Source organism: Pseudalkalibacillus sp. Hm43, from assembly GCF_054170705.1.
The window spans coordinates 1571227-1591530 of record NZ_CM135129.1; the positions used below are offsets into that span (position 1 = coordinate 1571227).

At 44.8% G+C, this 20304-nt stretch carries 18 protein-coding genes; 8 read left to right on the forward strand and 10 right to left on the reverse strand.

Going from position 1 to position 20304, the window contains the following annotated elements; all coding sequences use genetic code 11:
* Window positions 1-194: 194 nt before the first annotated feature.
* Both ACXQIQ_RS08355 and ACXQIQ_RS08360 read right to left on the reverse strand, forming a co-directional pair.
* Window positions 195-1232 carry an NAD-dependent epimerase/dehydratase family protein gene (locus tag ACXQIQ_RS08355; RefSeq protein ID WP_439299221.1) on the reverse strand — a complete coding sequence of 346 codons (1038 nt, stop codon included), beginning with the start codon at window positions 1230-1232 and terminating at the stop codon, window positions 195-197.
* Window positions 1233-1356: 124 nt separating this feature from the next.
* Entirely contained in the window at window positions 1357-2289 is a 933-nt protein-coding gene (locus ACXQIQ_RS08360) for a prenyltransferase/squalene oxidase repeat-containing protein (protein WP_439299220.1), read from the reverse strand.
* Window positions 2290-2443: 154 nt separating this feature from the next.
* Here ACXQIQ_RS08360 and ACXQIQ_RS08365 point away from each other — a divergent pair, with 154 nt between their 5' ends.
* Window positions 2444-2659, forward strand: a complete 216-nt coding sequence (locus ACXQIQ_RS08365) for a hypothetical protein (RefSeq protein WP_439299219.1) — start codon at window positions 2444-2446, stop codon at window positions 2657-2659.
* A 26-nt stretch (window positions 2660-2685) separates the two neighbouring features.
* Here ACXQIQ_RS08365 and ACXQIQ_RS08370 read toward each other — a convergent pair whose 3' ends face one another.
* The 6 genes from ACXQIQ_RS08370 to nadB form a co-directional block, all read right to left on the reverse strand.
* The gene (locus tag ACXQIQ_RS08370) at window positions 2686-3870 is read right to left on the reverse strand and encodes a molybdopterin-dependent oxidoreductase (RefSeq protein WP_439299218.1); all 1185 of its coding nucleotides are present in this window, start codon (window positions 3868-3870) and stop codon (window positions 2686-2688) included.
* A gap of 28 nt (window positions 3871-3898) precedes the next feature.
* Complete coding sequence (locus tag ACXQIQ_RS08375; RefSeq protein WP_439299217.1) at window positions 3899-4417, reverse strand: DM13 domain-containing protein; 519 nt, start codon at window positions 4415-4417, stop codon at window positions 3899-3901.
* 30 nt (window positions 4418-4447) lie between these two features.
* Window positions 4448-5074, reverse strand: coding sequence for a YczE/YyaS/YitT family protein (locus ACXQIQ_RS08380; RefSeq protein ID WP_439299216.1), 627 nt, complete (start codon window positions 5072-5074; stop codon window positions 4448-4450).
* Window positions 5075-5318: 244 nt separating this feature from the next.
* Entirely contained in the window at window positions 5319-6425 is a 1107-nt protein-coding gene (gene nadA, locus ACXQIQ_RS08385; protein ID WP_439299215.1) for a quinolinate synthase NadA, read from the reverse strand.
* Window position 6426: 1 nt separating this feature from the next.
* Window positions 6427-7263, reverse strand: a complete 837-nt coding sequence (gene nadC / locus ACXQIQ_RS08390) for a carboxylating nicotinate-nucleotide diphosphorylase (protein ID WP_439299214.1) — start codon at window positions 7261-7263, stop codon at window positions 6427-6429.
* The gene (nadB, locus tag ACXQIQ_RS08395) at window positions 7232-8785 is read right to left on the reverse strand and encodes an L-aspartate oxidase (protein ID WP_439299213.1); all 1554 of its coding nucleotides are present in this window, start codon (window positions 8783-8785) and stop codon (window positions 7232-7234) included. The genes nadC and nadB overlap by 32 nt, the downstream gene beginning before the upstream one ends.
* A 118-nt stretch (window positions 8786-8903) precedes the next feature.
* On the opposite strand from nadB, the gene ACXQIQ_RS08400 reads away from it, so the two are divergent.
* The 4 genes from ACXQIQ_RS08400 to ACXQIQ_RS08415 all read left to right on the forward strand — a co-directional run bounded on the left by ACXQIQ_RS08400 (window position 8904) and on the right by ACXQIQ_RS08415 (window position 13019).
* Window positions 8904-10043, forward strand: a complete 1140-nt coding sequence (locus tag ACXQIQ_RS08400; protein ID WP_439299212.1) for an IscS subfamily cysteine desulfurase — start codon at window positions 8904-8906, stop codon at window positions 10041-10043.
* Between the two features lie 150 nt (window positions 10044-10193).
* Window positions 10194-10538, forward strand: coding sequence for a nuclear transport factor 2 family protein (locus ACXQIQ_RS08405; protein ID WP_439301911.1), 345 nt, complete (start codon window positions 10194-10196; stop codon window positions 10536-10538).
* Between the two features lie 134 nt (window positions 10539-10672).
* Window positions 10673-11998, forward strand: a complete 1326-nt coding sequence (locus tag ACXQIQ_RS08410; RefSeq protein ID WP_439299211.1) for an FAD-dependent oxidoreductase — start codon at window positions 10673-10675, stop codon at window positions 11996-11998.
* A gap of 25 nt (window positions 11999-12023) precedes the next feature.
* Entirely contained in the window at window positions 12024-13019 is a 996-nt protein-coding gene (locus ACXQIQ_RS08415) for a class I SAM-dependent methyltransferase (RefSeq protein WP_439299210.1), read from the forward strand.
* Window positions 13020-13078: 59 nt separating this feature from the next.
* Here ACXQIQ_RS08415 and ACXQIQ_RS08420 read toward each other — a convergent pair whose 3' ends face one another.
* Entirely contained in the window at window positions 13079-15043 is a 1965-nt protein-coding gene (locus ACXQIQ_RS08420) for a phospholipase D-like domain-containing protein (RefSeq protein WP_439299209.1), read from the reverse strand.
* A 201-nt stretch (window positions 15044-15244) separates the two neighbouring features.
* Here ACXQIQ_RS08420 and ACXQIQ_RS08425 point away from each other — a divergent pair, with 201 nt between their 5' ends.
* Window positions 15245-16000: a sulfotransferase domain-containing protein gene (locus ACXQIQ_RS08425; RefSeq protein WP_439301910.1), complete on the forward strand. Its 756-nt coding sequence runs from the start codon at window positions 15245-15247 to the stop codon at window positions 15998-16000.
* A 66-nt stretch (window positions 16001-16066) separates the two neighbouring features.
* On the opposite strand, the gene ACXQIQ_RS08430 is transcribed toward ACXQIQ_RS08425, so the two are convergent.
* Complete coding sequence (locus ACXQIQ_RS08430; RefSeq protein ID WP_439299208.1) at window positions 16067-16351, reverse strand: hypothetical protein; 285 nt, start codon at window positions 16349-16351, stop codon at window positions 16067-16069.
* Window positions 16352-16746: 395 nt separating this feature from the next.
* On the opposite strand from ACXQIQ_RS08430, the gene ytvI reads away from it, so the two are divergent.
* Together ytvI and ACXQIQ_RS08440 are read left to right on the forward strand one after the other, a co-directional pair.
* Window positions 16747-17778, forward strand: a complete 1032-nt coding sequence (gene ytvI, locus ACXQIQ_RS08435; protein ID WP_439299207.1) for a sporulation integral membrane protein YtvI — start codon at window positions 16747-16749, stop codon at window positions 17776-17778.
* A 118-nt stretch (window positions 17779-17896) separates the two neighbouring features.
* The gene (locus ACXQIQ_RS08440) at window positions 17897-20149 is read left to right on the forward strand and encodes a PAS domain-containing protein (protein WP_439299206.1); all 2253 of its coding nucleotides are present in this window, start codon (window positions 17897-17899) and stop codon (window positions 20147-20149) included.
* Window positions 20150-20304 lie beyond the last annotated feature (155 nt).

The window sequence follows — 20304 nt, forward strand, 5'->3', positions numbered from 1 at the left end:
TTGGTGTTTTCACCTATCCAGAAGCTCTCTAATGTTGCGACAACCGCAACCCTGTCCTTTGCATTATCTCAACAAGAAAAAGCAGACCAAAAATTTGGCCTGCTCATCTTCTTATTAGTGAATGTGTTTAAAAGGAACCGCTCAATTGAACCCCGTTAATTTCTGCAGCATCCAGCTCTTATCAATTTAGTGGATTATACACTCGCCGCTTCTGTCCATTTCGAAATGATTCTCTTCTCCTTCAATGGGTCCATGCAAGCTTGCGATAGTTCACGATTTTCTTGCATGAACCAATCATGTGTGTCCTTCAACGTTTCTTCAAACGTGCGGAAGGTCAATCCTTCCTGGACCGCTTTGAAAGGATCGAGCCCGATGTCGCCATTCGCTGGCGTCATTTCTTCGGATAGCCCGTATGTTTCAGGGATCCATAACGGCAGTTCAACCCATGGCATCACATCGTTCCGTTTCAAAAACGACTCCGACACCCATGTGATCTCGGTAGGATTGTTGAAAAGCGCTTTCCCTTTTTCCAAAAAAGTCTCCATCATTAACTTCATTTCTGGACCGACAGCATTGTATGTTCCGACGATCTGATCCTCAACCATTCGGATCGTCCATTCTGCAAGATCTCGAGCATCGATGAATTGTATTTTCCGATCCGGTCTTCCAGGTGCAAGAATCGGTCGGTCCTCTGCTAAGCGCATTGCCCAATACGTGAAACGATCAGTCGGATCGTATGGCCCAACAATCAATCCAGGCCGAATGACAAGGCCTCGACCTTCCATCTCTTCATAAACGACTTGTTCACATTGGTACTTCAATGGACCATAAGTTTCAGGTGTCCGATCGGCCGTTTCTGGGATTGCGCTGATCTCATCATCGGACATTGTAAGTACAATGGATTCCTCATTGACCATGTCTTGATTTGCGAAATGTTTGTACACAGATGCGGTGGAAATGAACGTATAGATTTCCGTTTGTTCCTTGACCGCTTGAACGGACTTCCGGACGGTGGTCGGATGATAGCCACACGTGTCTATGACAGCATCCCACTTTCGTCCACTGATTCGATCGGCATCTTTCGTCCGGTCACCCTGGATCCACTCCAAATCAGGGAAAAGGTCTTGGTTTGTACCTCTGTTGAACAAGGTCACCTCATGCCCTCTCTGAGTGGCTGCCTCGACGATATGCCTTCCGACAAACTTTGTACCACCGATGACGAGAATATTCATTCTTTCTTGCACCTCCAATAAAATTGTTTTTTGATCTATGATGTATTGCAATTATGTATGAAAAAATCAGAGAGCTGTCCCTGTTCCAATGCTTCCTACATTCCAGGTCAGCCCTCTGAAGATCTTACGATTTCACCGTTTGTGACTCCAATCGGTCATACACTTTCAACAGCTTCAAATTCTGCAGGGTCAAAATCCCTTTCCATTGTTCCTTCGCTTTTGGCCAGTCATGCTCATATTGGCCCCATTCCCAGTTCGGATGCCAAGAACCGTCTGCCTGCTGCTGGTCGATGATATAATCCAGATTCTCCTCGACATTCTCCTTCAACTGCCCATAAAAAGAAGACTGAGGATGCTCCGCAAGCTGTACTGGCTGCATGCCATACGATTTCCACTGCTCTTTCTTCACATTTACAAGCTCAGGTACGTGTTCCCTGACCTTTTCGATGATCATCTTCCGTTCTTCATCCTTCAATTCATCGGCTAATCTCAAATAACAGAATGTCTCATGCATATCAATCGCATCAAGCTCCTGAAAATGAGTCAGAGCCCTTTGCTTCAGATTCTCTCGCATATCCTCAGGCGTTAACGGATGATATCTAAGGAGATACCCTGCAAGCTCTGCATTCGGATTACCCCATGCCGCTTCTACCATGACCCGTTCATTTTCATGATCGTAATGCCACCAAGGTGCATGAGGGACTTGGTTCACCTCGGGTGGTACAGCATGCCAGCGCCCGTTCTCATCATCGTACACAGTGAGAAGATAATGCATCGCTTCCCTTACCATCGGGTGGTCCGCACCTACCTCTAACTCTTTGAAAATTTGAAACGCATGTGAGGCCGCCATCGGGGATGAAATTTCCAGCTGAAAGTCCGGCTCCATCTTTTTCCCGAATCCTCCGTCTTCGTTTTGATAGAATTGGAGAGCTTCCATGACCTCTTCTTTCGTCCCGTTTTCAAAATGGTAACGGAAAAGGGCTTTCTCCAACTCTCGACCATTTTCCATAATCCAGTTCCGAGCATTGTTAAATGATTGATTCGTCAATAATTTCATTGAATCCTCCTCGTCCCAATCGAAAATATGTTCTGCATAATCATTTCGGGAAAAAACATCGTTCTCCTTCCTTCTTCAGAACGATTTATTCATGTTCCAGCAGCATATATTTAGTGGTAAAATATGGGTAGGTTTGAGGGGGGAGGGATTTGGGATGATGTTTGATGTAGAGCGCTTAAGGAGCGCAATTATTTTCCTTGGAATCTGTGTATTGTTAGGGTCTTGCGCAATCGGGAATTCGAATACTCAGTATGTGGATGACACTTTTACCGATTACAGTTCAAATCTTTGGGAGATTAATAACCAGTTAGAGATACTAAATCAGAACATCGAGGAATTGACGAAGGTAATTAAGGAACAAGAACAATAAACGTACGGGGTCCTTCCGTACGTTCCTTATTTCCTCACCCACGCGTCCGTATCGTAACCCCGCATTTGCCAGTATCCTAAGTGGGGTGAGTCGATCAGCTCGATTCGAACAAGCCATTTGACGGCTTTATAAGCATACATTCTTGGAACGATGAGTCGGACAGGTCCTCCATAATCAGATGGGATGAGCTCTCCATCCATGATCATCGCCACCATGACATCATCCATCCGGGCTTGATCGAGCGTGAGTGCATCGGTATAGACGCCGTCACCAGAGTAGAACTTTACGTACTTCGCATCCTTCTGGACCCCCGCTTTTTCCAATAAGGCTTTCAATGGAATCCCTTCATAGGTCACTTTTCGAACAGACCAACCTGTCACACAGTGGAAATCGCTGACCTGAACGGTTCGTTTCTGCTTCACGAACTCTTCCCACTTGAAGGTGAGAGGCTTGTCCACTAGACCATCGATTGTAAAAGACCAATTTTCATTTGTGAACTTTGGTATTTCTGTCACTGTGTAGACCCGGAAGTTCCCTTCATAGCCCCCGCCTTTGGGAGGATTGGATGCCGGCAGTGGGGTTGGTGGTGGGGTCATCTCGTTCCGGTCATTGGCAATGACGCTTTTCAGCGAGTTCCCTCCATCATCCAGGACTTGCTTCAACCATTTGAAAAACGAGGGACCAATGAACACGACGAATGCCGTTCCAGCAACCATCTGGATGAAACCTCTTCTCGTGAGTGGAATCTTCAGTTTCGTGTCCTCATCTTTTGTTTGAACGAGTGGTTTTCTCTGCTTCTGCACCCATCTCAACCGGGTCACAGAATGATAAAGGATGATCGGAAGTCCGATCCAGGTGAACAGATCGTGGATGAACAACGCGGCTGCAGCCGTTGCTTCAGAAACCGATCTCTCGAATGTCAAAATGAATCCACTGACCGCCCAGACGACGATGAAGGCGATGATTGTCAGCAGGTTCACCCGTTTACCGGTCTGTTTCCGGCTCTTGTAGTGCTTTTTCAAATAAGGAAGGTAAAGGAGAAGGACGGCAACGGAGGCGATTCCAACGCCGATATGGGCTTGTTTCAACCCAACACGAATTGGTGCTAAAAACCCCCGCAAGGACGGAAGAAACAATAGAATGCCACTAACCATCAAAAATGTGATGATCCAACCGTTATAGGTGTGCAATGTCTTCAATTTCTTCCACATTTCCATCCACCTCCGCTTTGTCGGGATTTTAATTCAATGTAAGAGCAGCATAACCGAAGTCTTCATCAAAGGCCTTGCACCAGATGACGACCGTATTGAACTGGCTCAGATCAGCACCTTTAGGCAGAGGATAGTTTTGATCCCCTTTGTTTCCCTTCAATTTTCCAAGCTCGATTCCTTCTTTCGTCGGTTTTCCTTCTTCCGCTAAATACACATAAAGATCCGGACCATTTGTCGCTTCGAATTGTTCAAAACGGAGGAAGGTCCCTTCTTCGGTTGTGATGGTTTGTACATTCCCGCTCGCTTTATGCTTGTCATCTGCATCCACGAATGTTCCGCTATACATTTGTTCAACAGGTTCTGCATCTTCTGAGTCCGTTTGTTTTTCCTCATCACTGGTAGCTGATGATTCGTTTTCATTGGCGGGCTCCGTTACGCTTTGTGGTGCTTCTTCATTCACTTCCTTGTCCAAAAAAAGAGGAGAACCAAGCCACCAACCGACGCCTAAAAATACGATTGCAACAACCCCAATCATCACCTTTTTCACAGCTGTACACCTCTTTCATTTTTTATGAATTTATACAGAATACACTAAATCATCTATCTTGGTTTTCAAGACGGAAATGTATTTGTGGAAGAAACCGATCAGCGGTCCGACGAGCAAGACAACGATAAAGGTACCGATTCCGACTGGGCCACCCGCAATCAACGCCAGGATCAGAATGAAAGCCCCTGCTAGTGTCTTGGCTATGGCGAGCCTGAAACCGAACCGTCTGTGTAGCGCAATCATCAAACCATCGACCGGAATGAGTGCAATATTGGAATGGAGATAGATGGATATTCCAAGTCCGAGTAAGATGAGACCACTCATAAGGACAGTCGCCATCATCGGTAAGGTAACCGGCTCCCAAACTTGCCAGAGCGTAAACAGCCAAAAATCAATTCCGATCCCTGTGATCAGGGCGGTTACAATGCTGAAATAGGATGGTTTTTCCTTTTGTACGAATGCATTGATAAATACAAGAATAATACCGCCGATGAATTCCCAGCTACCGACGGTTAAACCGAAGTGATCCGTCAATCCGACATTGAGGGCATCAAGTGGTGAGGCACCGAGACCCGAGACGATTGTTGCACTAATTCCTAGTGTCATGATGAAGAGTCCGACCAAGTAGAAACTGATGTTTTCAAGGGATTTTTTCACAGATCTCCCTCCTTCACACAGATGTTTCTCTAGTTTCATTTTAACTCATTAGTTGCTGTATAGGCGAAAATAACGAATTAATCCGAAGTTGGGTAGAATTACAAGGCTTCCACCTCATATATGTAAAAAATAAAGACCAGCTCAAAAGCGATCTCCTCCCCACACAACAAAAGTAAAATTCAATGAAATTAATGAGCAAATGTTGTATGTTCAGAGCCTCGTTACTGAGCCAGCCTCTGCTATATTATATGGATTTTTCCAGCATACGTTCGAGTGCAACTTTCGCAAAATGAGCGGTTTCCGCATCTACCTTGATTTGATTGATCACATTACCCTCAACAATTGATTCTAATGCCCATAAGAGGTGAGGCAAGTCAATCCTATTCATCGTCAAACATGGGCACATATTCGGGTTCAACGAAACGATGTTCTTATCCGGATGAGTCTGAATCAGACGATTGACCAAATTCATTTCAGTCCCGATTGCCCACGAGGATCCGGCTGGCGCACTTTCAATCGTATCGATGATTTTCTTCGTCGAGCCGTTCTCATCGGAAGCTTGAACGACTTCAAACGTACACTCCGGATGCACAAGGACTTTCACGCCGGGCATCTCCTCTCGGACTTGAGCAATGTTCTCCAGCGTGAACTTCTCATGCACAGAACAATGACCTTTCCAGAGGATGATTCGCACATCCTCCCACGGTCCATCATACTCAAGCTCATTCGCAATCGGGTCCCAGACCGCCATCTGTTCGAGAGGAATGCCTAAGTTATGAGCTGTATTCCGTCCAAGATGCTGATCCGGTAAAAACAGGATGCGTTCCTTCTGTTCCAGCGCCCAATCGACCATCGCTTTTGCATTGGATGACGTGACGGTCGCCCCTCCGTTTTTCCCGACAAAGCTCTTGATGCTCGCAGTCGAATTGACATAGGTGAGCGGAAGGATGGTATCGCCGAATGCATCTTGTAAGATTTTCCATGCTTTTTCTGTCTGGTAGATATCTGCCATATCAGCCATTGAACAGCCAGCCCGCATGTCAGGAAGGACCACGATCTGCTCTTCACTGGACAAAATGTCAGCCGTTTCGGCCATGAAATGGACCCCGCAAAACACGATATACTTTGCTTGTGCATTTTCAGCTGAAAGCTGTGCCAGTTTCAACGAGTCCCCAGTATCATCTGCAAACTGGATGACTTCATCCTTTTGATAATGATGTCCTGGTAAATAAAGTTCCTCACCCAATTTTTCTTTAATGGTTTGGATACGTGCAACCATTTCCAGTTCGGTCAAATTCTTATACTTAGCGGGGAGTCCGTTCGACTGTTTCAAAATATCGAGTACACCCATGTTATTGAACCTCCATTTCAAGACTGATATCCAAGCCTTTGACAGAATGCGTCAATGCACCTAATGAGATGAAGTCGACTCCGCAGCCTTTGTAAGATGCCAGGTTACGAAGGCTGATGCCACCAGACGCTTCTGTAACGATATGCTCCGGGACGAGGGTGACCAGTTCCTTCACTTCATCTGGCGTCCGGTTATCGAACATGATGATGTCCGCTCCAGCTTCAACTGCAGCTTTTACCTGATCCGCGGATTCTGTTTCCACCTCGATTTTCGTCATCGGTCCTAACGCTTCCCGAACATGCTGAACCGCCTGATGGATACTTCCATACATGGCGATATGATTATCCTTAATCATCACCCCGCCATCGAGCGTCATGCGATGGTTCGCGCCACCGCCACATCGAACTGCATATTTTTCGAACATCCGCAGTCCTGGTGTCGTTTTCCGAGTGTCACATACTTGTGTTGAATCTCCTTCTAACAGCTTCTTCGCTTCATTCGTTTGGGTAGCGATGCCACTCATTCTCTGAATCAGGTTCAAAATGACGCGCTCCCCTTCTAAAATGGAAGCGACAGGACCTGTAAGGGCAGCAATTGTGTCACCTGCTTCCAGCCATTCCCCATCTCGGGCGACCATTTCAACTTGGATGTCCTCTGATACGAGCTTGAATCCCTCAACAATCACCATTTCACCCGCAAACACGCCGGACTCTTTGACAAACAGTTTCCCCCTTGCCATCTGTCCTTTTTGAAACAAAAGCTGGCTGGTCAGATCACCTGATGCGATATCTTCAATGAAGAATCTTTCAAGGTCTTGCCGTACTTTCAACCGGTTCATAGGATCTCTTCCTCCTCTTTATGCGCTTTTGACGCCAATACTCTTTTTCTAGTGGATGGTCGGTCCGGTAATGACTGCCTCTGCTTTCCGTCCGTTCCAGTGCTGAACGAGCGACGAGTGCACCGACCTGCACATGCTGATACGTTTGTATATCTTCCAAACTAGGAAACGCTTTATAAACTGTGTTAGTGAGATACCCCTCGAACCATTGAACGGCTCGCTCAAGACCGATCCGATTCCGCTCAATGCCAATATGGTCGTTGAATATCGTCTGGATACTTCTGAAATCAAGACTGTGAGAGAGCACCGGTACACTTGACCATAGATCTATCCCTTCCATTTGGACCGAATGCAGGTTAGAAAGGATGCTCTGTGCGACTTCATATGCAAAAACGCCCCCTTCCAACAGGGAATTGCTCGCAAGACGGTTTGCGCCGTGTACGCCTGTATTAGCCACTTCTCCTACAGCGTATAAGTTTGGAACGGTTGTAGCTCCATGCCGGTCGACCTCGATACCTCCCATTGTAAAATGAGCACCAGGTGCCACTGGGATGAATCCTTCTCGAAGGTCGATGTAGCCTTTACTACATAACTTTGTAACCGTCGGGAATTTCTTTTCAAAATCGGTGATTCCTCGGATGTCGAGGAACGATTTCCTACCACTCTGTCGTGCGCGATACAACACGCGGGAGACCACATCTCTTGGTGCCAGGTCTTCAAGTGGGTGCTCCCCTTCCATCAATGAGCGGCCATCCTGATCGACGAGTTTGGCTCCTTGACCTCTTACCGCTTCGGTCACCAATCCTGACGTCTTCCCTTCTGAAACCAACAAGGTCGGATGGAATTGGATGAATTCCAGGTCGGATAGTTCCGCTCCAGCCTCATAAGCCAGCGCAAGTCCATCCCCTGTTATCGTGGCAGCATTGGAGTTGAAAGGATACAAACCGGACATCCCGCCAGTCGCAAGGATGACCGTCGAGGCATATGTCGCAGTCCATTCCCCATTCGGATCGATACTCCAAGCACCGACGCAACGGCCGCTCCTCATCATTAACCTGACTACCGTTTGCCCCTCTTGAACCAGATCATGAGACTGTACTCTTCTTTTAACCGTATCAATCAAGTGTTTACCGGTCGCATCTCCGCATATATGTAGAATACGAGCCCGATTGTGCGCACCTTCTTGACCATATTGATAGCTTCCATCTTCGTTCCGATCGAATCGGACGCCCAATTCAACCAATCTATGAATCGCATCAGGCCCGCCTTCAACCAGCTGTTGTGTCGCTTCTGGTTCATTGTGGTAACACCCGGCCTGAAGCGTATCCAGGAAATGATCATACCAACTGTCATCGCTTTGTGTTACAGCTGCAATCCCACCTTGAGCCAAATAAGAATTGCTTTCTTCTAATCTATTCTTTGTGAAAATTATCACATTCTTGTGCGCAGAAAGAAGCTCCGCCGTCATGATGCCAGCTAGGCCACTTCCAATTACAAGGACATCCGTTTTTTGTGTTTTCATGTGGACCTCCTAGCAAACTCGTAGACTGATATTTTACATGTGTCTTGACACCTATATTTACATAAAACTAAACTGATAGCAAGAGGTTTTCAACCAGAACGAAACTTAGGAGGTTGTCATGATCTATTTTGACTATGCGGCGTCGACTCCGATGTCAGAGTCTTCATTACGTGTTTTCACTGAAGCTTCTACACGTTTTTTCGGGAATTCTTCCAGCCTACATGATATGGGAAGTAACGCGGAAATGTTGCTCGAAGAATGCCGGAAACAGCTTGCGGGATACTTGAATGGGGATCCGAATGGTGTTTATTTTACAAGTGGGGGATCGGAGAGCAACCATCTCGCCATCGTGTCATTGGTCCGTGCCCATTCACATAAAGGGAAACACCTGATCACCACAGTGACGGAACATCCCTCTGTGACGAACACGTTTCAGTTGCTGGAAGAGGAAGGTTTCACCGTTACAAAGCTTCCAGTGGATTCGACGGGTAGAATTCGGTTACAGGACTTGAACCAAGCGATTACCGAAAACACGATCCTCGTCAGCATCGGACATGCGAATAGCGAAATCGGTACCCTACAGCCATTACAAGAAATCGGCGAAATTTTGAGTGGCAAGGGGATCCTGTTCCACAGTGATTGTGTCCAAACCTTCGGAAAAATGCCGATTGATGTCCACATACTCGGATTGGACAGCATTTCTATCTCAAGCCATAAGATATACGGTCCAAAAGGTGTCGGAGCTTGTTATGTCTCTCCACAAACTCACTGGAAAGCGACGATTCCTGGTACGTCTCATGAAAAAGGCTTCCGCTCCGGGACCGTCAATGTTCCCGGCATTGCTGCATTCGTCACAGCTGCTGGGGATATGATCGATCATATGCGGGAGAATGAAATGCATTTTCGTAAGCTGAGAGACCGTGTCCTGACGAAATTGGAAGGCGAGGATGGTTTTTATGTTGAAGGCCATCCGATGACCGTCCTACCTTCAATCATCGGGCTTCGCGTAAAAGGGATGGAAGGTCAGTACATCATGCTTGAATTGAACAGAAGAGGGTTCGCTGTATCCACTGGATCGGCTTGTTCAGTCGGGCAACAATCCCCTTCGAAAACAATGATGGCCATCGGTCGTACACCAGATAAGGCGAGGGAATTCATCCGGATCTCACTCGGCTTGCATTCATCTGCAGACGATATCGATTCGCTATTAGACGAATTGCTCACTATCGCTACTCGAAACAGAACGGCAAAAGCTTGATCTCATCCCTCCCTTCTCGAATTGGTTAAAATTACTAGTAACATAGTACTTCTAAGTTATCAGAAAACTTTGTATAATAATGTTACATACGACTAAAGTAGGTATTAACGAATACTACCAAAGTTAGAGGAGGGAAGGGTCTTGTCGAATGTGGACATCGTAAAGGAAGCATATAACCAGTTTGCGAATGGAAATCTGACAGCAGTCGTTTCCAATCTTGCGCCTGATGTGCAGTGGATCAAGGCAGAGAAAAACGTGACGATCCAAGGCCGTACACGTGTTAAAAACGTCTTCAAGAAGCTCGAGAAGAATTATAAGATATTTGAAGTGGTCCCTGAAAAATTCGTAGAAGTAGGTGATCATGTCATCGTCTTCAGTCGTTATAAAGCCGTTTACAAAGAATCCAATGTCCATATCGATCGTCCAGTTGCTCAAATCATCAAATTGAAAAATGAACAGGTCATCTCTGTGAAAGAACATATTAGTTCGGCATAATACTTTTATATTAAAAATATACCCGCCCAGGTACCTGGCACGACACATGTGTCAGGTGCTTTTTTTATGTCCTCTAACGTTTACATCCTTATCATCAGTGGAAAAGAACCTTTACTACGAAGGTGGTGAGGACATTGGATTATCAAGTGATGATAGTCGGAGGTGGCATAGCCGGCTTGACGTTGGCTGTCAAGCTTGCTTCCTGTAAAGTCAAAGTACTTATGGTGGAAAAAGACGAGAAAAGTGGATTGATTTATAAGGGTGAACTGTTACAGCCGAAAAGCCTCGCTATCCTAAAAAAATTAGGCGTTTACGAACAGATCAAGGAAAACGGGAAAATGCTCCCCTCCATCGAGATGACAGAATTTTATCAAGATGGAGACTCTCTGGAACTGATTGGCGAGAACGAATTCCGCTATGATATCATCCGCTCAGAATTCAACACCTCCGTCATGCTTCCCCACGAAAAGTTGAAAGAAATTTTATTCCGAAAAGCGAAGCAATATCCTGATTTCCATCATATGAGACCTGCGAAATTCACAGGTTTTACAAATAAAGACGGACGACGGGTTGCGAACGTGTCAACGAAAGACGGTGAGACGTCTATTGAAGCACTGTTCTATATAGGAGCTGAAGGTAGGGTTTCCCCTGTCCGAAATGAAATGGATGTGCAGATAAAGAAGTATTCCTACAATCATCATTTCCTGACCGTATCCTTTCCGCGACCTCCTACCTTGAAATCCTCTTCCATCATCACCACCCAGGAACGGTTCCTAGGTCTGTTTCCACTACCAGATGGAGAAGTCCGAAGTGTACTGTTGATCAAGCCAGGTGAATACAAGTCTATGCGGAAACAAGGACTTGAATCTTTTTACCAGGCCTACATCGAACTGATGCCGGAGATGGAAGGGTACGTCAACCAGATCTCTTCCTGGAAACAGATACAGCTGATGATCCCGGTTCGACATAATGTATCGAGCTATGTAAAAGACAATTGTGTCCTTGTCGGTGATGCAGCACATAGTGTGCATCCGATGGCTGGTGAAGGCATGAATCTCGCCATCCAGGATTCCGATGTACTTGGAGAATTACTCTGTTGGATGTTTGAAACCGATCGAACCGATCCAAGCCACTTGAAATGGTTTGAGCAAGTGCGGAAACCTCGTGCAGAGTTCGTGTCGAGGTTGAGTCATCAGGCTGCCCTCCTCTATTCTTTCCCGTCGTTGAGCTGGCAGAAGTTGAGGATGAAAGGTATCCATAATACGGAGCGGAACAACCGATTGCATTTCAAACAAATGCTGAACACATCCGGTCTAGGCATCTGGAAATTCAGCATCGTCGATCGTATGAAACAGATCGGCTTGGTGCCCCACTCTTTCGGAAGCCGATCCATTCCAGAATCTGAACAGACCAAGCATTTTTTTACGGAACAAGAGGACTATCCATGGTTGAAGCAATGATCGAAACGAAGGAGGTACACATAATATGAACGAATGGTTGAAGCTACTCAAAGCACGGAAATGGATGAAAAGTAATGAACCTTTCCTATATGCATGGCACGCCTATGTTGGTTATGAGTTGGATTTGTTCGATTACTTTCAAAACGGTAACACCGTAGAGGCGGTTGCTGCTAAACATAAGCTTGATGAAGCTTTATTGAGAAGATGGTCCGAGGTCGGGTTGGCGATCGGTCATTTGAAAGGTGAAGTAGATGGTAAGGTTACTTCTCAACCGAGCATTCACAAGTATACATCCAAAAATAGTCCCCATACAGTCGGTGCATTATTAAAGGAGATGATGGAGCTTCACATTCCAATCTTGCTCGAATATCCTCAGCTCTTGAACCATCAAGAGAAGATGCAATATCAAGACAAAGATTTCGCTGCGACTGTTGCTGAAACCTCCACTTTCATTGAACGCTTCGCTTTTCCGAAGGTATATAAGTGGATGAAGAAGAACAAAGTCAAATCCATGCTCGATTTAGGTTGTGGACATGCCGGTTACATCTCACGTCTTAGTTCAAAGAATAAGAAATTGGATTTGCATGGGGTCGAGCTCAATCAACAGGTCTGTGACGAAGCCGTTTCACGCTTATCCCGAGTGAAAAATAAGAATGCGACGATCCATCAAGGGGATCTGACAAACTGGGAATGGCACGGGAAACCGTTTGATATGGTGATGATGAACAATGTATTGTATTATTTCTCACCGCTAGAAAGAGCCGGTCTTTTCCAACGAGCGCATGAGCTGACAGGTAAAAAAGGTTCCCTCGTTCTGATTTCCCCTTTGCGGGAACCTGAACACGGGCATGCTTTTTCAGCAGCATTCAACAGTTTCATGAGCGCGCATGATAATCTGTTCGCTTTACCTTCAAAGGATGAAATCTTTTCGCATGCTTCCGATCAGGGATACAAGCTGAAATCGATGACCCCTGTTGTAAAAGAAGGGGCATGGTATTTCATGGCGTTCAGAAAGAAATGATGATTATGTAAAAAGGATTGACACTGACAACCGTCAGGTCAATCCTTTTCGCTATATGGTTATTGAGCTGGAATCGTACCGCCAGCTTGTGAATAGCGTGCATAGAATTCTTGGACGAACTGGTTCGTAATCTGGTCATCATGGATGAACAACATATTCTCATCATTGTTATCGTTCCCGTTCGTACTCCAGTTCGTTGAGCCAACAACAACAGTCGGATCGCTGTTTGTATCTGCATCGATCAACATCGTCTTACTATGAAGCTTACGCGTTTCAGCATCGATATAGACAGGAGCAGGATTCGCCCAGCGGATGTTCGGGTTGTTTGCGCTTGTTTGAGAAGCTGTCCGCCCCGTCATCTCAATACTTGCCGACCACCATTGATTCCAGAAATCACTGTCGAACACCCCTTTGATATCAAAGCCGGTGAGTGTCCCTTGCATGTCATTGTATGAGCCTTCCCATTTGTACTTCAGTTCATCGACCAACGCCTGATCAGACCATGCGAAAATAGTGAAATATGTGTTGATGTTTGCTTCATTCTTCACAAGTTCAGTCAATTTACCAACTGCATTGTCTCCAGAAGAGAAATACACCTCAACTGTTTTTCCACCAATGTTAACGGAATGTGGCGTGTTGTCCGTTTTACGTGGTCCAAGGTTTGCATCTTGTGGAGAAGGATTCATCGTCGCACTCCCCCACATTTCGTTGAATTCTGTTTCATAGATTCCTGAAAGCTCAGGTGAATGTAATTCGACGACATGTTGTTGATTTCCATCTAGTACACCGTTCGCCATGTTTTCATCCGATCCATAAAGACCTGTTACAGTGAAATTCCATGTTCCAGTGAATACCCAAGTGTCATCTACAATAGCGAATTTGTTATGCATTTGGTTACCAGGGGAATAATACGTACCGTCCGGCTGTTGCTCCCCTTCTACGAACCAGTAGCCTGTTGTAGCCGTCGACCCGACTGTTCTCGTTTCATATGGGAAATCATCCGGAGACGCCGGTAGACCATGATCCGCACGTTTCGTCTGATCTTCTACTGCATACATCGGTGAATCAGAGAACACAGTGATGTCATCCGCTGTCCCTAATGTCATATCTTTTCCGCGTACCATTTCTTCCAAGTACAATCGCATCGTCGCAAAACGTTCTACGTAATGTGGATCATCTGCATCCTTCGCATCCGCAACTACACGAACGTCCACACCTTGAGCTGCTTTATTGACCAACGCATCGACCACTTTTGGCAAGTTGATTTCATACGTCGCAAAATCAATGCTTGTTGTCGCTTGGTTGATACGATGGATCAAGCGGTCCTCCAGGTTCACGTTGTAATTCGCTTCATTCCCTGCGTCCGCATAACCTGTTAACGCACATTTATTGAAATATACGTTGATAGAGCCAGCTGTCTCGGATACTTGGTTCAATTGTTCCGTTGTTGTGTCGCAAGATGATCCATTTCCTCCAGAAGAACTTTGGTTCGGAGTACCGTAACCGACATCATATGTAGCTGTTGCAGTAGCCCAATTGGAAGCCGTAGTACCACTGACCGCAGCATCGACACGTTCCATCGTTGCTTTCGTATCATTATCTCCTGCATACCATTGATCGACAGAGTCGATTACGGATCCGGAGTTATCTTTCAATTCAAGGACTTCATTCGAATTACTCATTGAGCCTGTATAGATCAGGTTGGCTGACACGTTAGGTACCGTACTGTCATCGGTACGTTCCAACAGATAATGTCCACCTGCCGGAATACTACCAGTCAAATTGATGGCAGGATCTCCGTCCGTCGCATTTAATGTCCAACCGTCCAATGTAATACTGCTGGACGTAGGGTTATACAACTCAATCCATTCGTCATTGTAGCTCGCTGTCGTTCCCATCCACGCAACTTCGTTGATGACCACATCACGAGTAGATGCTGCTTCCGCGGTGTCTACTTCAGTAATCGGGTTCATAAACGAGAGTGTAAGCGCTGTCATTAATAAAATCTGCAAAAACTTCTTCATTCTTCGATGCCCCATTTCGTATTGTTTGAATTTAAAAGCTTACCTTTCTATTAAACACAGAAACATGTAAACGCTTCAACATCATTTCGTGAATTTTATGTAAAGTTAGGCCTTATTTCATGCGGGTTTGTCCAATCCCGGACCATAAAATTACATATGATGAATATTAAGTTAAAAATGGTAAGGAGTTTAGTAAAGGTGATGAACGAGACTAATAAAATCATCGATCCTTTTTTCGTAAATTCTATTGCGAAAAGTGGTACACACTTGATTCGGCCGTTGCTTGAAGGTGTACCTGAACTGAAGCACCAAAACTTCATTTATCCAGGTCACATATATCAACTTCAGGAACATAAGCAAGTTCTTTCTAGAATGTCTGCAAATCAATTTGCAAACGGTCATCTCTTCCACTCTGAAGAATATGTAAAACTATTTGAAGATCTTAATATGAAACAAGTATTTCTTTACAGAGACCCACGAGATATCGTTGTTTCCTATGCCCACTTTTTCATGAAGTTCCCGAATCATCCATACTATCAATTTTTCACAGAAAACAATATGACCGTGCAATCCCGATGTAAGTTGATCATTAATGGAAATGAGATTCTAAGAAGACCGAACATAAATGATTGGTATCATCGCTTCCTTCCTTGGAAGAATGAACCGAACGTTCTCCCTGTAAAATATGAGAATCTAGTTGCATCCCCAGAACTGCAGAAACAAGAGTTGCGGAGAATTCTACAATTTGTAGGTGTCAACAGAAAGAGTTCCCTTCAGATTGAAGGTTTGTTACGCAGGATGCAAAATCATGTGGATCCTACCAAGTCCCCTACTTATCGAAAAGGTCAATCTGGGAACTGGAGACAGGAATTTGATGAAGAGGTGAAAAACCAGTTCAAAAGAGTGGCTGGTCAGCTACTGATTGAACTAGGTTACGAGAGAGACCTGAACTGGTAGAAAAAAAGGGACAACCCTTCGTTGGGCTGTCCCGTACATCGTTTTCTAGCAAGTTAATCGTCTTCATTACAATAAGAACATTGTCTTTTTCAAATAAAAATACACGTTTTGAAGCTTCAATTTGCTGCCCTCGATCCTGTCGACTTCTTGTTCGGAAGCTACAGTAATCAGGAAATTAGCATTGTCGTTCATTTGAATTGTTCCATATACATCATCAGTAGTGAAGTATACAGTTTTCCCTTTGTTTACGTACGTACATAAATCCTCGAATGATTGAATATAGGTTTTGTTTTGGCTATCTAACAATTTTCTGTCCAGTTGAGCAAAACCATCGAACCCAATGTTCAACATTCTCCCCCCTTCTTGCTATACTAGTAGAATAACAGAAAATCCACCAAATTTATTATTCTTTTTTACAAAAATCTGCTATTTTTTCATAAATAGTTTTATAGGAACAGTTCTTTATCATCATTTTCCATGAAAATAAGCTTCAAAACCTAACTATATTACTATAAGTTCAGTCCAATGATTTGTTATGCTGAGGAATAGAAACAATACAGCTTTGCTCAAAAATGTCACCCTTTCAAAAACATGTGAGAAAAGATATTTTCTCCAAGTGTTCTTGAGGAAATGGTGCAAAGTGAGCAAAAAATTTAGTTATGTCGAATAGATGCTCTTTTCATATAGAAAAGGTATAATAGGGATAATTTAGATTCGGGGACTTTCCCTCACGGAGGAGAACAACTTTGGAGTTAAAGAAATACATACCGTTCGTCTTACTTGTCGGCATCATCATTTTCCTAATTCCATATAGTATTCCACTGGTCTTGGCACTATTGACAGCAGCTCTTCTGGAACCGTTTGTGAAAATGCTCAATCGCACGTTTTCCATCAAGCGGGTCTGGAGTGTCGTCATCAGCTTCACCCTCTTCCTGGCATTATTGTTGGTCGGTTGTTACTGGGCTGTTACGACACTGATTGTACAGGTCATCGAGTTTTCCGAACAATTGCCTGAATTCGCCCAATACATTTTTGCCAGTGTCGAACAGTTCGTGCTTCAAATGGAAGAATATTATCAAGAGGTCCCTCCTGAGTATTTATCGACCATCCAGGAAGCGTTAGAAGATCTTCGTAAATTCTCAGTGGATTTCCTATCAGGGATTGCAAACGGCATTGTCGGATTCGTCACAGCAGTTCCGGTCCTTCTGATTCAACTGATGATTTATCTTGTCAGTCTGTTCCTGTTCAGTTTGGACCTGCCAAGACTTCATGCTGGATTCCTGAACTTGTTCTCTGAAAAAGCGAAGGAGAAAGTGCAGCTCGTTTTGCAGCAGCTTTCATTCGCCTTTGTCGGATTCTTACGTGCCCAGTTGATCTTAAGCTTTCTGACCTTCATCATTGCATGGATCGGCTTGCTCATATTAGATGTGAAGTATGCCTTGATCTTTTCGATCTTGATTGTCATTGTCGACATCCTACCGATACTTGGGACAGGCTCCTTCCTCGTTCCATGGTCACTATACAACTTTTACGCAGGTGATCAACGGTTGGCGATCGGCTTGCTGGTACTGTTCTTCTTGATTACGATTTTCAGGAGGATCATCGAGCCGAAGATTCTTGGTTCCAGCCTTGGAATCAGTGCACTTGCTGCATTAGCAAGCTTGTACATCGGATTCGCACTGTTAGGTGTGGTCGGGTTGATCATCGGTCCAGCTGTCGTCATCATCATCAAGTCGCTCGTAAACGCAGGATTCTTGAATGTGAAAATTGATTTTTGATCAAACCAGAGGGGTTGTTAATTCGTGAAAGAAATCACGGATGACAAACCCTTTTTCTATTCTGAAATTGGAAATTTTTTGCCTTGAAATGAGGAAATGAAGCAGGATTGTTCACATAATGAGAAGAATGATTAATACAGTAGATACTTGTCGAAGATTTGAGGGTGATGTCATGAAACCTTTTGAGCATTCTATACTAGATAGTTACCCTGAGCCGTATATCATGTTTGTCTTTTCGAAGGATTCTCAGGATGGTGGGCACATCAACTATGCGAATCAGGCAGCCTTAGAGGCACTACAATTGAATAAGAACAGCATCGGTAAAAGTATCGAAGAAGTGTTCCTCCATCCAGAACAAATCATACAGGGGTGCCGTAAAGCGATTTCGACTAGTGAGCATGAGACGTTAGAACACGTTTCCATTACACATCATGACATCGTTTTTGAGTCGGTCAAATTTGCGCCCATCTCTTCGGAGAGTGGTGTTCAATATTGTGGCATGATTCTGGATACCCCTTATACTTCGGACAAGATGATGACCGATGACCGGATGGTCGAGTCCATTTTCATGTCGTCTCCAAATGCAACGCTCGTCCAAAGTGTGGATGGAGAAGTTTTCAAAATCAATCCGGCTTTTACAGAAATGTTCGGCTGGAAAGATTACGAAGTGATCGGACACACGATTTCGTTGTTCCCATCCGGGTATGAAAAGGAATACGAAGAAATCGTCCGTCAGCTGAGGAAGCAGGATGTGTATCTCATTCCGAAGACGAAGCGTGTCCATAAAGACGGCACTGTGAAAGATGTATCGATCTGCTATATGAACATCTACAATCACCGTCGCGAACGGACAGCTGTAGCTAGACTATATATAGATATTTCAAAACAGATCCTTTTCCACGAAAAATATTTAGCACAGCGCAACTCTTTTCAGCTGATCACAGAGAACATGAAAGACCTGGTCGTGATCGCCGATTTTTCAGGAAAGGTCCTGTACGCATCTCCATCCCATTTAGAGATCACCGGATTTTCAGCTGATACATATTTGAACCGGAACGTCTTCAGGCACATCTATTCTGAAGACCGAAGGAAAGTGTTCAAGCAGATCCAGAACATGGTCCATGCCGGCCGGTCCGCTAAGGCTGAAATCCGATATAAACATGCGAGCAAAGGATTTATCTGGATAGAATTGATTGCTTCTCCATTATATGAAGGAAAAGCGCCGTATAAGAAGTTCGTCATCGTCGGCCGGGATATAACCGATCGCAAGCATGCAGAGCAGGCACTACAGGAAAGTGAGCGGAAATATCGTCTGATTCTCGAAAAGACATCAGACTTCATCGTGACCTTCAATCAATCCGGTGATGTGAATTTTGTTTCCCCTTCCCTGAAGACATGGTTGAACCATTCGTCGGTTACGAATATGTATGCCTTCATGACCGACTATGTCGTGAGAGATGACTTTAAGCTTCTATATGAAATCACCCGGAGTGTTTTTGAAACGAAGGAAGCCGAACAGATCGCTTTTACACTGGAAAAGAATCAAAAGAATTACACCTTCGATGCGGTGCTGACGCCACTGATCTCGAATGAATACAATTCCTATGAAGAAGACATGATCCTATTGATTGCGCGCGACATTACAAAGCGCCTGGAAGATGAGCACGTTTCCATGCAATTGGAGAAAATGTCGACGGTCGGACAGTTAGCTGCAGGGATTGCTCATGAATTGAGGAATCCGCTTACGAGCGTCAAAGGGTTCATCCGAATGATCAATGATGAAGTGGAAGATCCGCTTCTTCAAAACTACTTGGATATCATTGGTGGCGAGCTGGATAGCATTGAGCGGATTGCGGATGAGTTCATGGACCTTGCGAAACCGCATGTCGTCAAGTTGAGTGAAACCGAGCTTCATGATATTGTCGACGGCTGTGTCCGCTTGTTCGAGGGGACTGCTTTCCTGAAAGGAATCAACATGGAAGTCGAATATATCGACGAGCAAGAAATCATCCTCAACTGCCAAAAGAGTGCGTTGAAAAGAGTGTTCATCAACATCATGAAGAATGCGATGGAAGCGATGGAAGAAGGCGGAGACCTTAAGATACAGGTGGAATTGAGAGACCATTTCGTCGAATTGCGGTTCATTGATTCCGGTAAAGGCATTAAAGAAGAACGCCTGAAGTACATCGGAGAGCCCTTCTATTCCACGAAAGAAAAAGGAATTGGTCTTGGCTTGATGATGAGCCGTAAAATCGTCCGCGAACATGGTGGAAAGCTGACGATCGAATCGGAATACCTTAAAGGCACGACGATCCGAATCATATTGCCGCTTGCGAAAGCCCCTTCTGGTCTTATACCTATACGTTCATAATGATATTGTGATGAAAAAAGGATGCCTACCTCAAATTGAGGAGGCATCCTTCCTTTTTTACGTTATTTTGAGCGCTTCAGTTGTCTCGTTTTGCTCTGTTTTTGAGTTGATCTTGCCAAAATGAAGGTTGATCCAGCCAAACTCAGGTGTTGTCT